This window comes from Janthinobacterium sp. KBS0711 (genome assembly GCF_000988085.1).
Classification (GTDB): domain Bacteria; phylum Pseudomonadota; class Gammaproteobacteria; order Burkholderiales; family Burkholderiaceae_D; genus Janthinobacterium; species Janthinobacterium lividum_E.
The window spans coordinates 380,490-393,274 of the sequence record NZ_LBCO01000035.1 but is presented as its reverse complement, the minus strand read 5'-3'; the positions used below and the strand labels follow the sequence as shown (position 1 = coordinate 393,274).

Annotated in this window: 10 protein-coding genes; 5 read left to right on the top strand and 5 right to left on the bottom strand. The window is 62.4% G+C overall.

Annotation, left to right across the window (positions count from 1 at the left end; all coding sequences use genetic code 11):
• Position 1: 1 nt before the first annotated feature.
• Complete coding sequence (locus tag VM94_RS24880) at positions 2-370, bottom strand: response regulator (protein ID WP_046685878.1); 369 nt, start codon at positions 368-370, stop codon at positions 2-4.
• A 208-nt stretch (positions 371-578) separates the two neighbouring features.
• Between VM94_RS24880 and rpiA the strand changes: the two genes are divergently transcribed.
• Positions 579-1,256 (top strand): ribose-5-phosphate isomerase RpiA, encoded by a 678-nt coding sequence (gene rpiA, locus VM94_RS24875; RefSeq protein WP_046685877.1) that lies wholly within the window; start codon positions 579-581, stop codon positions 1,254-1,256.
• A 47-nt stretch (positions 1,257-1,303) separates the two neighbouring features.
• On the opposite strand, the gene VM94_RS24870 is transcribed toward rpiA, so the two are convergent.
• Complete coding sequence (locus VM94_RS24870; RefSeq protein WP_046685876.1) at positions 1,304-1,840, bottom strand: DUF6622 family protein; 537 nt, start codon at positions 1,838-1,840, stop codon at positions 1,304-1,306.
• A gap of 166 nt (positions 1,841-2,006) precedes the next feature.
• The gene (locus VM94_RS24865; RefSeq protein WP_034750797.1) at positions 2,007-2,279 is read right to left on the bottom strand and encodes an oxidative damage protection protein; all 273 of its coding nucleotides are present in this window, start codon (positions 2,277-2,279) and stop codon (positions 2,007-2,009) included.
• 219 nt (positions 2,280-2,498) lie between these two features.
• On the opposite strand from VM94_RS24865, the gene kdsA reads away from it, so the two are divergent.
• On the top strand, positions 2,499-3,344 hold the full coding sequence (gene kdsA / locus VM94_RS24860; protein ID WP_034750794.1) for a 3-deoxy-8-phosphooctulonate synthase: 846 nt from the start codon (positions 2,499-2,501) through the stop codon (positions 3,342-3,344).
• 44 nt (positions 3,345-3,388) lie between these two features.
• Here kdsA and argA read toward each other — a convergent pair whose 3' ends face one another.
• Entirely contained in the window at positions 3,389-4,699 is a 1,311-nt protein-coding gene (argA, locus tag VM94_RS24855) for an amino-acid N-acetyltransferase (RefSeq protein WP_046685875.1), read from the bottom strand.
• Between the two features lie 171 nt (positions 4,700-4,870).
• On the opposite strand from argA, the gene hrpA reads away from it, so the two are divergent.
• Positions 4,871-8,995: an ATP-dependent RNA helicase HrpA gene (gene hrpA, locus VM94_RS24850; RefSeq protein WP_409929610.1), complete on the top strand. Its 4,125-nt coding sequence runs from the start codon at positions 4,871-4,873 to the stop codon at positions 8,993-8,995.
• A 212-nt stretch (positions 8,996-9,207) separates the two neighbouring features.
• On the opposite strand, the gene VM94_RS24845 is transcribed toward hrpA, so the two are convergent.
• A complete protein-coding gene (locus VM94_RS24845; protein ID WP_046685873.1) occupies positions 9,208-9,810 on the bottom strand; it encodes a PRC-barrel domain-containing protein in 603 nt (200 codons plus the stop codon).
• Between the two features lie 238 nt (positions 9,811-10,048).
• On the opposite strand from VM94_RS24845, the gene VM94_RS24840 reads away from it, so the two are divergent.
• A complete protein-coding gene (locus VM94_RS24840; protein ID WP_046685872.1) occupies positions 10,049-11,248 on the top strand; it encodes an extracellular catalytic domain type 1 short-chain-length polyhydroxyalkanoate depolymerase in 1,200 nt (399 codons plus the stop codon).
• Between the two features lie 307 nt (positions 11,249-11,555).
• Positions 11,556-12,770, top strand: coding sequence for an MFS transporter (locus VM94_RS24835; protein ID WP_046685871.1), 1,215 nt, complete (start codon positions 11,556-11,558; stop codon positions 12,768-12,770).
• The last annotated feature ends 15 nt before the right edge of the window (positions 12,771-12,785 follow it).

Sequence of the window (12,785 nt, the reverse complement as noted above, 5' to 3'; positions counted from 1 at the left end):
CTCACAGTCCCAGTGACGCGATCAGCTGGTGGATGCGGGTTTCCGTGATCGGTTTTTCCATGAAGCCGACGCCGAGTTCGCTGGCGCGGTTGCGGATGGCGTTTTGCACATTCGCCGTGACGAGAACGATGTGCGTTTGCGGGCACAGCGCGCGCAATTGTTCCGCCGCCGCCACGCCGCCCATGCCGGGCATGTTGACATCCAGTAATATCAGCACCGGGCTGACGGTCTTGACTTTTTCCAGGGCTTCTTCACCCGTCGCCGCCTCAATCACTTGCCAGTCGGCATGTTTGCTGAGGATGAATTGATGCGACATCAAACGTGAAACCCGGCTGTCATCGACAACAAGTACCTGTTTACTGTGATTCATGTGCTATTCCTGGGACGTCATATCGGGCTATCGTGCCATTTTCGCATATTTTAGGGGGCATAGAGAGTAATTGGCTGGGGAATTGCCCTGGGGCAAAGGTTTCCCGCTTGGCTGTTGTATCCCGTCGCATGGCCCGTCATCATGGCAGGCTGGCCAGGCTGGCAATCCGTTAAAATAGCGGTATTCCCCACTTTAGCCTTTTTTTGCCATGACCCAAGACGAATTGAAGCAAGCCGTAGCCCGCGCCGCCATAGACTATGTGGTGACCGGTGAAATCATCGGTGTCGGCACCGGTTCCACCGCCAACTTTTTCATCGATGAACTGGCCAAGATCAAGGACACCATCAAGGGCACGGTCGCGTCGTCCGAAGCGACGGCCGCGCGCCTGGCCGGCCATGGCATTCCCGTCTTCGACTTGAATGACGTCGAGTCGATCGCCGTCTACATCGACGGCGCCGATGAAATCACGGCCAGCGGCGCCATGATCAAGGGCGGCGGCGCGGCATTGACGCGTGAAAAGATCGTCGCCTCCGTCGCGAAGCAGTTCGTCTGCATCGCCGACGGCTCCAAGCTCGTCGATACCCTGGGCGCCTTCCCGCTGCCGGTGGAAGTGGTGCCGATGGCGCGCGCCGCCGTCTCGCGCCAGCTGGCCGCGCTGGGCGGCACGCCCCGCTTGCGCCTGAAGGCCGGCAGCGATCAAGCGTTCATTACGGACAATGGCGGCGAGATCATCGACGTGCTGGGCTTGAAAATTGCCGACCCGGTGGCGCTGGAACAGCAGATCAACCAGATTGTCGGCGTCATCGCCGTCGGCCTGTTCGCCGTGCGCGGCGCCAATGTCTGCCTGCTGGGCATGCCGGAAGGCGTGCGTACTTTGGCATACTGATACGCAGCAGAAATCCGGGGTCAGTCACTGCGTGATCGGAATGCGCCTCACTGGGGCGCATTCCCCCGCCGGGTCTGACCCCATCCTTCACTTTGCACAGCCCGGTACACGGCCATGGTGCGCAGCAAGCCGCCGAGGAAGATGCCGCTGAAGCAGCCATAGGCGAGGCAGACAGGCACGATGAAGCCGGGCGCATGGGCGTAGGCCGGGGCGATGGCCAGGGTCACGGCCACCGCATATTTCATGCAGAAAATACTCATCATCAGGATCAGCGGCACCCAGCTGCCGGGACGCTGCACGCTGGCCCGCCCGGGAATGGCGACGATCTTGCGCGCATCGGTCAGCGTCCACGCCAGCGCCGCACCGGCCAGGGCGCCGATGGTCCAGGCGAACGGCGCCACGCCATCGACGCCGAAACTGCCACGCACGCCGCTCAGCGACAGGGCCAGCATCACCAGAGGAATGATGCACAGCTTGCGCAAGGTCACTTCGCGCGCCTGGCTGGCCAGTACGCCCCGGTACACCAGAAAGCCCAGGATGGCCCAGACGTAGAGGGGAGTGTGGCTGAAGATTTGCTGCAACATGGTGTCCGCCTTGGAATGAGGTTGTCGATGGACGTACTGTGCCAGCCGGCGGCGTGGGCGGCGAGCGGTGTGCGACGAAACGGGGAGGGATGGCCGCGAAACGGCGGCGGAGGGCGTGAAACGCAGGTGAAACTGCCCGTGACGTGGTCACGGGCATGCTTGAAACTTACTCGGTAGGGGGCACGTAACCCATGGCCGCATCGGCGCCGTCGCCGAAGAAATGCTTTTCCATCTGCGTGGCCAGGTATTTGCGGGCGCGCGCGTCGGCCAGGTTCAGCCGGTTTTCATTGACCAGCATGGTCTGGTGCTTGAGCCAGGCAGCCCATGCTTCCTTCGACACGGATTCGTAAATCTTCTTGCCCAGTTCGCCCGGGTACGGCGGGAAATCCAGTCCTTCGGCTTCCTTGTTGAGTTTGATGCAGTGGATCGTGCGGGCCATCTGTGCTCCTGAATCAGTGTAGAGATAAAGCGTGATTATAAGGCACTTTGCGCCTGCCCTCGCGGGGCCGTCGCGGCCTGGCGACACGCCGTTTGCCACGCCCTTGCGCTGGATCAAATTTGATCTGCGCCGCCCCAGCTAGTAAGATGCCTTATCGCGCCAGCCGCTGGCAGCGCCTCTTCCAAGCAAGTAGTAACAATTAACCAATATGGAATCCCTATGACCTCAGTGAAAGTCCATGGCATCGACGTCAGCAATACCGGCAGCTTCGCGCTGTTTGGCGGCATCAACGTGCTCGAATCGCGCGATCTCGCCATGCGCGCCTGCGAAGAATATGTGCGCGTGACGCAAAAACTGGGCATTCCTTATGTGTTCAAGGCCAGCTTTGACAAGGCCAACCGCTCGTCGATCCATTCCTATCGCGGCCCGGGCCTGGAAGAAGGCATGCGCATCTTCCAGGACGTCAAGGCGGCGTTCGGCGTGCCCGTGATTACCGACGTGCATGAGCCATGGCAGGCGCAGCAGGTGGCCGAAGTGGTCGACGTGCTGCAATTGCCTGCTTTCCTCGCGCGCCAGACGGACCTCGTCGTGGCCCTGGCGAAAACGGGCAAAGTCATCAACATCAAGAAGCCGCAATTTTTGAGCCCTGGCCAGATGGCCAATATCGTCGAGAAATTCAAGGAAGCGGGCAACGATCAATTGATCCTGTGCGACCGTGGCACCTGCCTCGGCTACGACAACCTGGTGGTCGACATGCTGGGCTTTGGCGTCATGAAGAAGACGTGCGATGACCTGCCCATCATCTTCGACGTCACGCATGCGCTGCAGCAGCGCGACCCCGGTGGCGCCGCTTCGGGCGGCCGCCGCCAGCAAGTGGCCGACCTGGCCCGCGCCGGCCTGGCCGTCGGCATCGCCGGCCTGTTCCTGGAAGCCCATCCTGATCCCGACAACGCCCGCTGCGACGGCCCCAGCGCCTTGCCGCTGGACCAGCTGGAACCATTCCTGGCGCAATTGAAGGCGCTCGACGACCTGGTCAAATCGTTTGCGCCGCTGAATATCAAGTAACGGTTCCAACGTAAAAAAGCCCGGCATGCCGGGCTTTTTCAGTTTTACAGGGTCTTGATCAATACTTGCGATTTACGTTGCCAGTTATACATGTGCTGGCGGTCCTTCGGCAAATCGTCGACGGTGGCCGGCACGAAACCGCGTTTCTTGAACCAGTGCGAGGTGCGCGTGGTCAGCACGAACAGTTTGTTCAGGCCGGCGGCGCGCGCGCGGTTTTCCATGTGCTTCAGGATCCGTTCGCCGTCGCCCTGGGCTTGCACTTCCGGGTTGACGGTCAGGCATGCCATTTCCGCCATCTTTTGCGCGGGGAACGGGTACAGGGCGGCGCAGCCGAAGATCACGCCATCATGCTCGATGACGGAGAAATAATCGATTTCGCGCTCGATCAGCTCGCGGCCCCGCTTGACTAACGTGCCGTCCGCTTCCAGCGGTTCGATCAGTTTGATGATGCCGCCCACGTCTTCGATGGTGGCCTGGCGCAGGCTTTCCAGGTTTTCATGGCTGATCATGGTGCCCACGCCATCATGGGTAAACAATTCCAGCAGGGCCGAACCATCCATCGAGAACGGCACGATGTGTGAGCGCTCGACGCCGTTGTGGCAAGCCTTGACGCAATGTTTCAGGTAAAACGCCGTGGCGTCGGGCAGGAAGCCGGCCATCAGAACGGCTTCGGCCTGGTGCGACGACAGTTCGCGGATTTCCACGCCCGTCGCGTCTTCCATCATCGGCGTTTCGGTAATGAAAATCAGCTTGTCCGCGTGCAGGGCGATGGCGGCGCTGCAAGCCACGTCTTCCATGGTGAGGTTGAACGCTTCACCGGTAGGCGAGAAGCCCAGCGGCGAGAGCAGCACCAGGCCGTCCGAACCGAGGATGGAGTGGATGGTTTCGGCGTCGACCTTGCGCGTGATGCCCGTCAGTTCCAGGTCCACGCCATCGATCACGCCCAGCGGGCGCGCCGTGATGAAGTTGCCGGAAATGATACGGATGGCCGCATGCGACATGGGCGTGTTCGGCAAGCCTTGGCTGAACGCGGCCTCGATATCGAGGCGCAGCTCGCCGGCGGCTTCCTTCGCGCATTCCAGCGCGGCGATGTCCGTGATGCGCACGCCATTGTGGAAGCGGCCTTCGACGTTACGCAAGGCCAGCTGTTCCGCCACCTGCGGTCGCGAGCCGTAGACGACGGTGACATTGATGTCCAGCGCATGCAGCAGGGACAAATCATGGGCCAGCACCTGCAGCGCCCCGGCGCTGACGAGTTCACCGGGGAAGGCGACCACGAAGGTCTTGCCGCGAAAGGCGTGGATGTAGGGCGCGACGGAGCGCAGCCATTGGACGAATTGGGTAGGGTTTTCCATTAAGCGCATTATAATTCGCTGCGCGATGTGCGCGCTTAAAATACCTGTAAAAAAACAATGTCTTCAGCCAGCAATAAGTCTTCCCCTCCTTCCAACGTTGCAAATGTGCCCGCCAGCGGGGATGTTTCCGCGCCTGCCGCCACGCCAGCGCAGGGCCGCCAGCGCCCGCCCGTGAGCCAGCAAAGGCAGCAGCCGCCGCGCGCGGAACAACAGAAACAGCAACAGCAGCAGCGCGCGCCGCGCCCGCCGCGCGAGGGGCAGCAGCCGCGCAATGACCAGGCTAGCCGCGAAGAGCGCGAGAGCCGTGACGCAGCCCGCGCCGCGCGCGAAGCGGAAAAGGCTTTCCGCAATCCGCTGCCACCGATCACGTATCCGGAAGACTTGCCCGTCTCGGGCCGGCGCGCGGAAATCGCCAAGGCCTTGATGGAAAACCAGGTCATCATCGTCTCGGGCGAGACGGGTTCCGGCAAGACGACCCAATTGCCGAAGATTTGCCTGGAACTGGGACGGGGACAGAAGGGCATGATCGGCCACACGCAGCCGCGCCGCATCGCCGCCTCGTCGACGGCCAAGCGCATTGCGCAGGAGCTGGGCACGCCCTTGGGCGAAACGGTGGGTTTCAAGGTGCGCTTTACCGACACCCTGAGCCGTGGCGCGTCCGTCAAGCTGATGACGGATGGTATCTTGCTGGCCGAGACGCAGACCGACCCGTTGTTGAAAAACTACGACACCATCATCATCGATGAAGCGCACGAACGCAGCCTGAACATCGATTTCCTGCTCGGCTATCTGAAGCAATTGCTGCCGCGCCGGCCCGATCTGAAAATCATCATCACGTCGGCCACCATCGATGCGGAACGCTTCTCGCGCCATTTCGGCACGCCGGAAAAGCCGGCCCCCGTGATCGAAGTGTCGGGCCGTTTGTACCAGGTGGAAGTGCGCTACCGTCCCGTGGAACGCGAACAGGTGGCCATGCCCGGTGCCGCCAACCCCGACAAACCTGGCCAGCGGACGGCGAATGTACGTGTAGCTGCGCGCGAAAAGCGCGACCTGATGGATGCCGTCGTCGATGGCGTGGAAGAACTGTGCCGCATCGGTTCGGGCGATGTGCTGGTGTTCTTGCCGGGCGAGCGCGAAATCCGCGATTGCGCCGAAGCGCTGCGCAAGCACCACCCGCCGCATGTGGAAATCCTGCCCCTGTTCGCCCGCCTGTCGGCCGAGGAGCAGGAGCGCGTGTTTAAAACCAGCAATGCGCGCCGCATCGTGCTGGCCACCAACGTGGCGGAAACGTCGCTGACCGTGCCCGGCATCCGCTACGTGGTCGACGCGGGTCTGGCGCGCGTGAAACGCTACAGCTACCGCAATAAAGTGGAGCAATTGCAGGTCGAGCCGATCGCCCAGTCGGCCGCGAACCAGCGCGCCGGGCGTTGCGGCCGCGTGGCCGATGGCGTCTGCATCCGCCTGTACGAAGAGCAGGATTATTTGCTGCGCCCGAAATTCACGGAGCCGGAAATCCTGCGCTCCTCGCTGGCGGCCGTCATCCTGCGCATGAAATCCCTGCACCTGACGGACGTGGAAACCTTCCCCTTCATCGAGCCGCCGCTGGCGCGCGCGATCGCCGACGGTTATCAGTTGCTGCAGGAACTGGGCGCCGTCGATGAAGTCAATAAACTCACGCCGCTGGGTAACAAGCTGGCCAAGCTGCCGCTGGACCCGCGCGTGGGCCGCATGATACTCGCCGCGCTCGATAACGCGTGCTTGAGCGAAGTGCTGATCGTCGCCTCGGCCCTGTCCGTGCAAGACCCGCGCGACCGCCCGATGGAACACCAGCAGGCGGCCGACGAGGCGCACAAGAAGTTTGCCGATGAAAAATCGGAATTCTTGAGCTATCTGAAAATCTGGCGCTGGTTCGAGTCCGCCATCGAGCACAAGAAAACCAACCGCCAGCTGCAAGACAATTGCCGCACGAATTTCCTGTCGCAGATGCGCTTGCGCGAATGGCGCGACGTGCATTCGCAGTTGCTGACCATCGTCAAGGAGCAAGGCTGGCGCCTGAACGAAGCGCCCGCCACCTACGACAACCTGCACATGGCCTTGCTGACAGGTTTGCTGGGCAATATCGGCTTCAAGGGCGAGGACGAACCGGGCGCCGGGTATCTGGGCGCGCGCGGCATCAAGTTCCATATCTGGCCCGGTTCCTCGCTGCTGAAAAAGCCGGGCAAGTGGATCATGGCGGCCGAACTGGTCGACACGACGCGCCTGTACGCGCGCTGCGTGGCGCAGATCCAGCCCGAGTGGCTGGAAAAAGTCGGCGAACATCTGCTGAAAAAATCATGGGGTGAGCCGCGCTGGGAAAAACGTTCGGCGCAAGTGACGGCGTCCGAACGGGCGACCTTATATGGCCTGGTGGTGTACAGCCAGCGCCGCATCAATTACGGCAACTTCAACTTGCCGGAAGCGCGCGAAATCTTCATTCGCGACGCGCTCGTCGGCGGCGACTTCGACACGCGCGCACCGTTCTTTGCGTACAACCATAAACTGATCAAGGACATCGAAAACCTCGAGCACAAGTCGCGCCGCCTGGATGTGCTGGTCGACGATGAACTGATCGCCGCCTTCTACGACAAGCTGCTGCCGGCCGACGTGTGCAATGGCGCCGGTTTCGAGAAGTGGCACAAGGAAGCCACGCGCGACAACCCGAAGCTGCTGTATTTGAACCGCGAAGAGCTGATGCGCCACGAGGCGGCCGGCGTGACGACGGACCTGTTCCCGAAAACCATGTCCGTGACGGGGCTGGAAATGGGCCTCACGTACCACTTCGAGCCGGGCAGCGTGCGCGATGGCGTGACCTTGAGCGTGCCGCTGTATGCCTTGAACCAGTTGCCGCGCGAGCGTTGCGAATGGCTGGTGCCGGGCATGCTGAAGGAAAAAGTGCATCTGCTGCTCAAATCCCTGCCGCAAAAGCTGCGCCGCCACTGCGTGCCGCTGCCCGACTATGCGGCGAAATTCTGCGAGCGCGTGCATGCAGCGGGCGTGTTTGGCCGCGGCGACCTGATCGACGCCATCATTCTCGACATCCGCACGCAGATCACGATCAATGTGCTGACGACGGACTTCAAGCCGGAAACCCTGCCTGCCCATCACTTCATGAATTTCAAGGTGATCGACGAGCATGGCCGCCAGCTGGACATGGGCCGCAACCTGGCCACCTTGCAGGCGGAATTCGGCGGCCAGGCGCGCCAGAGTTTCCAGAAACTGGCCGAAGTCTCGGGCGTCTCCGGTACGGGCACGCCCGGTGCCAAGGTGGCGGGCGCGCAAGTGGCGTCGCGTCTGCAGGCGCAAGCGCAGGGTGTAGCCGCCAACGCGGCGGCAGGCAAGGGCGGCGCGCCAGTTAAGGGTGCAGCCGCTGCGGCCGCGCCGGCGTCAAGCAACGCCACCGTCTCGCAGCACATGGGCTTGACGGGCTGGACCTTCGGCGAATTGCCGGAGTTGCTGGAAATCGTGCAGGGCAAGCTGACCCTGATCGGCTTCCCTGCACTGGTCGACAAGGGCACGCATTGCGACCTGGAAGTGTTCGATGATCCGACCGTGGCCGCCCGCACGCACAAGATCGGTTTGCGCCGCCTGTTCGCGCTGCAAATGAAGGAGCAGATCAAGTACGTCGAGAAAAGCATTCCCGGTTTGCAGCAGATGGGTATGCAATTCATGGCCCTCGGTTCGCAGGAAGAGTTGCGCGAGCAGATTATCAACAAGGCGCTCGACATCGCCTGCCTGCAAGATCCGCTGCCGCTGGACGCCGCCTCGTTTGCCAAGCGCCAGGCCGAGGGCAAGTCGCGCCTGGTGTTATTGGTTAATGAAATCGCCCGTTTGCTGTCGCAAGTGCTGACGGAATTCCACGGCTTGCCCAAGCGTCTGCAGAATATCCCCGCAGCGGCGGCCACCGATATCCAGTCTCAGCTGCAAGGTCTCGTGCATAAACGCTTCCTGACGGAAAACGAGTACACGCAGCTGGCGCATTTCCCCCGTTATCTGAAGGCGATCAACGTGCGCCTGGAAAAGCTGCGCGCCGACCCCGCGCGCGACACCAAGTTGATGGCCGAATGGCAATCGGCCGCCGCACCGTACTTGCGCCAGGCCAAGGACCGCCAGGCCGGCAAGAACACGGACCCGAAGCTGGTCGATTTCCGCTGGATGCTGGAAGAGCTGCGCGTGTCGCTGTTTGCGCAGGAGTTGCGCACGCCGATGCCGGTGTCGGCCAAGCGCCTGCAAAAGGTATGGGAATCTATGCAGCGGTAGCGGTAGGTCGGATTAGCGCGTCCGAAGGGCGCGCGTAATCCGACAATATCGTTGGCGCGACGGTGGATAGGGTTAGCGGTGCCAGCCGGGTTACGGTTTGGCGGTGTTAACCGTGCCGCTGGTGGTGTCGGATTACGCGGCTGCGCCGCTAATCCGACCTACCCGACCTACCCGACCTACCTGATCTACCCGACCTGCCTTCACCCGGTTTCTCAAGTGCGTCTATTGAGATCATCATCATCGCTGAGCGAGGAGCGCGAGCCCAGATCACCCAGGTCGCCCTGGCTGCTGCCCGTGCCGGCGCGGCTGCCGCTCATGGAGGTGCCGGTCAGGCTGCCTTCGCTGCCCGATTGCAGGCTGGCGCCGCTGCGCAGGTCGCTGCCCGATGGCATGTGGCTGCCTGCCATGGCGCCGCTGCCGTAGCGCGTGCCGCTGCCATAGAACGCTTCCATCTGCTGGTTCCAGGCTTCGCTGCCCATGTCGGGCCAGTTGTCCTTGTCGAAGCCGGGAGCGTTTTTCAGCAAGTCTTTGTCGACGTTCAGCAGGAAGCGCTTGTTGACGGTGTCCAAGGTCAGGCGCTCCCAAGGCACGGCAAACAGCTTGTCGCCCATGCCCAAGATGCCGCCGAAGGACAGCACGGCGTAGGCGATCTGGCCCGTGCGCATGTCGAGCATGATTTCCTTGATGTCGCCCAGCTCCTCGTCGTCGTGATTGTAGACATCGTCCCCGATCAGGGTGTCGGCCCCCATCAGGGCCGGCCCCGGGCCGTCGTGGTTGCGGTACATGCCCAGGATATCGCGGTCCAGATAGCTCATGGTGTTCTCTCCTCGTGTGAAGTGCTGATCGAACATCCAGATTAAGCATACGCACTATGTCGCGTTTGATCTGCCTCAATGGTGCCAGCGGCACTTTTATCCGTGTGCAAACGTACGGTGCTGTCAGCCAATTGCGGTACTCTATGCGTTCCAAGGAGGAGCCGCACATGCTGATGACGCAACGATGCAGTGGGATGAACTTGCGGTACGCTCCACAACGACACGCGCGCCGCGTGCCATGGTAAAGCCCGCCACCAAATGGCTGCGCGGGCTACTGCGCGCCGGTAAGGCGCAGCAGCGCACGGCGACCAAGCTGGCCAAGGTGCTGTTCGGACCCGTGCCAGCCAAGCCCACGGCCAAACCTCGCAGCAAGCCCGTGGCCAAGACCAAGGCCAAAACAATCGCCAAGCCGCGCGCCAGGCCCGCCAGCGACGCCTTGCCCTCGCTGGCGCCCTTTGCCACGCCCCTGTCGCCACCGCGCGTGCGCAAGCGAACGGCGCCCCCGCCGGGTAAGTGGCTGGCCGCCCACTATGCGCCGTTGCCGGAACTGGGACAGTTGTCGGGCCGGCGTCTGCCGTATTTTTTGTACTTGCCCGAGAAGGCGCCGAGCGCCGCCATGCGCAGCCGGGGCCGGCCGCTGCTGGTGATGCTGCACGGCTGCGAGCAGAGCGCCACACAGTTTGCCGACGGCACGCGCATGAACCGCCTGGCCGAGCGCAAGGGCTACGCCGTGCTGTATCCGCAGCAGTCGCTGCGCTCGCATGCGCGCCGCTGCTGGAAGTGGTACGACAAGCTGACGCAGGAGGGCGGCGGCGACGTGCGCCTGATCGTCGGCGCCATCGAGCAGGTGGCGGCCCGCTATGCGATCGACCGTGCGCGCATCTATATCTGCGGCATTTCCGCCGGCGCCGGCATGGCGCATATCGTGGCCCTGAATCACCCCCATCTGTTCGCGGCGCTGGGCCTGCATTCAGGCCCCGTCTTTGGCGCCGGGCATAACCTGATCGGCGCGCTGGGCGTGATGCAGCATGGCGCCGCCGCCCGCGCCGATGCGGCCATCGATGAAGTGCTGGCGCGCCAGCCTGCGTTTCCCCGCCTGCCCACCATCCTGCTGCAAGGGCTGGCCGACAAGGTGGTACGGCCCATTAACCAGACGCAGCTGGTACGCCAGAGCGTGCGCGTCAACCGCTTGCCGTTCGATACCGTCGTGACGGCGCAGCGCCTGCCTGGCGGCGCGGCGGGCGGGCGCAATCCGGCCCATGCGTATGCCCTGCACGATTATCAGGTGGGCAAGGATGTGCTGTTGCGCGTGGCGCAGGTCGAGCACCTCGAGCACGCATGGAGCGGCGGCGACGCCAGCCTGCCATTCAACGACAAGGCCAAGCCCGACGCCAGCAAGATGCTGCTCGATTTCTTCGCCAGCCACCGCCGCCGTTAAAGCAGTACCCGCGCGCCGCAACGGTGCGCGGGGCACTGGTACGCATCGTACCTCCCTTTTCCGCAGGGTATGGCCAGCGCGCCGGCACGCTGGCCGCGCCCTTTTTAGCCTGAATTCTAAATACCGCAGTACCATGGATTTCACTCAAGTGGTATTGCTGCGGTATTTAAAAATCACAAAAATAGGCGCTAAAAATACTAACTGGTATACAATTGGTACACGTTTTCAGTGTGAAGCTGTGTCCGCCGTCCCATGCCCCGACGGCTGATACGCACTGACGGCAGCCACCCACGTTACGGAACGCGCCATGTCCATCAAGTCCAAGCAATTGTTATGGTTTTTTGCGTTTTTCCTCGTCTTTGAACTGAACATCTATCTGTCGAACGACATGATCATGCCGGCGATGCTGGGCATCGTCGAGGAGTTCCAGGCGGAGAAAAAGTTCGTTCCCCTGTCCCTGAGCCTGTATCTGCTGGGCGGCAGCTCGCTGCAGATTTTCCTCGGGCCCCTGGCCGACACCATCGGCAAGCGCAAGCTGGTGTTGACTGGCAATACCTTGTTCCTGCTGGCCACCTTGGCCGTGCCATTGACCGCCTCAATCGAGCAATTTCTCGCCGTGCGTTTCATCCAGGGCATGGGTTGCTGTTTCATCTTTGTCGGCTATGCCATGATCCATGAACTGTTCGACGACATGGCGGCCGTCAAGCTGAGCAGCATCCTGTCGAGCACCACCATCCTCGCGCCCCTGGCCGGCCCCATCCTCGGCAGCGCCATCATCAGCCGGCTGGACTGGCGCTACGTCTTTTTCCTCTCGGGCCTGCTGGCGCTGCTGTCCTTGCTGGGCCTGTTCAAGACCATGCCGCGTACGGCGCCAGCAGTCACGCGCCCGGACCTGGCCGCCATCGTGCGCAGCTATGCGGCCATTTTCAGCAACGGGCGCTTCATGTTCGGCATGTTCACGGCAGGGCTGGCCACCGTGCCCCTGACGGCCTGGATCGGTTTTTCGCCCATCTTCGTGCTGCAGGAAATGGGCGCGCCCTACGCCACGTATATCGCCCTGCAATGCGTGATCTTGTCTGGCTTTGTTCTCAGCAGCATTGCCATCCAGCGCCTGCGCCAGGATTTCCCCCTCGTCTCCCTGCTGCGCCTGGGCGGGCTGATCGCGGCCGCCGGCATGCTGGGCGCCGGCGCGGGCCGCCATCACGTCGACGTGTTTGCCGCCTGCATGTTTGTCTATTCCATCGGCTTCGGCCTGTTCAACGGCGCCCTGATCCGCAGCGCGATCACGGCCAGCAAGGAATCGATGACCTTGACGACGGCCGCCATGAGCTTGCTGTACTGCATTTATCTGTCCGCCTGGCTGCAGCTGTACAACGTGCTGTGCCAGCGCTTCGGCTATGCGCTGGAAACGTATGCGCTGCTCAATATTCCCGTCATCGTGGTCATCACGGCCTGCCTGCTGCTGTTTACACGGGGCATGGCGGGGCGCCAGGAAAGCGGGGTGCGGCTGGCCCGGCACTGATGGCGCAACGATGCG

What these genes read in the sequence shown, in the direction of transcription:
- VM94_RS24845 (WP_046685873.1), bottom strand. Translation starts at nt 9,810, where the DNA reads ATGAGCTATCTGGACCGCGATATCCTGGGCATGTACCGCAACCACGAC.
- VM94_RS24840 (WP_046685872.1), top strand. Translation starts at nt 10,049, where the DNA reads ATGGTAAAGCCCGCCACCAAATGGCTGCGCGGGCTACTGCGCGCCGGT.
- VM94_RS24880 (WP_046685878.1), bottom strand. Translation starts at nt 370, where the DNA reads ATGAATCACAGTAAACAGGTACTTGTTGTCGATGACAGCCGGGTTTCA.
- rpiA (WP_046685877.1), top strand. Translation starts at nt 579, where the DNA reads ATGACCCAAGACGAATTGAAGCAAGCCGTAGCCCGCGCCGCCATAGAC.
- VM94_RS24870 (WP_046685876.1), bottom strand. Translation starts at nt 1,840, where the DNA reads ATGTTGCAGCAAATCTTCAGCCACACTCCCCTCTACGTCTGGGCCATC.
- VM94_RS24865 (WP_034750797.1), bottom strand. Translation starts at nt 2,279, where the DNA reads ATGGCCCGCACGATCCACTGCATCAAACTCAACAAGGAAGCCGAAGGA.
- VM94_RS24835 (WP_046685871.1), top strand. Translation starts at nt 11,556, where the DNA reads ATGTCCATCAAGTCCAAGCAATTGTTATGGTTTTTTGCGTTTTTCCTC.
- kdsA (WP_034750794.1), top strand. Translation starts at nt 2,499, where the DNA reads ATGACCTCAGTGAAAGTCCATGGCATCGACGTCAGCAATACCGGCAGC.
- argA (WP_046685875.1), bottom strand. Translation starts at nt 4,699, where the DNA reads ATGGAAAACCCTACCCAATTCGTCCAATGGCTGCGCTCCGTCGCGCCC.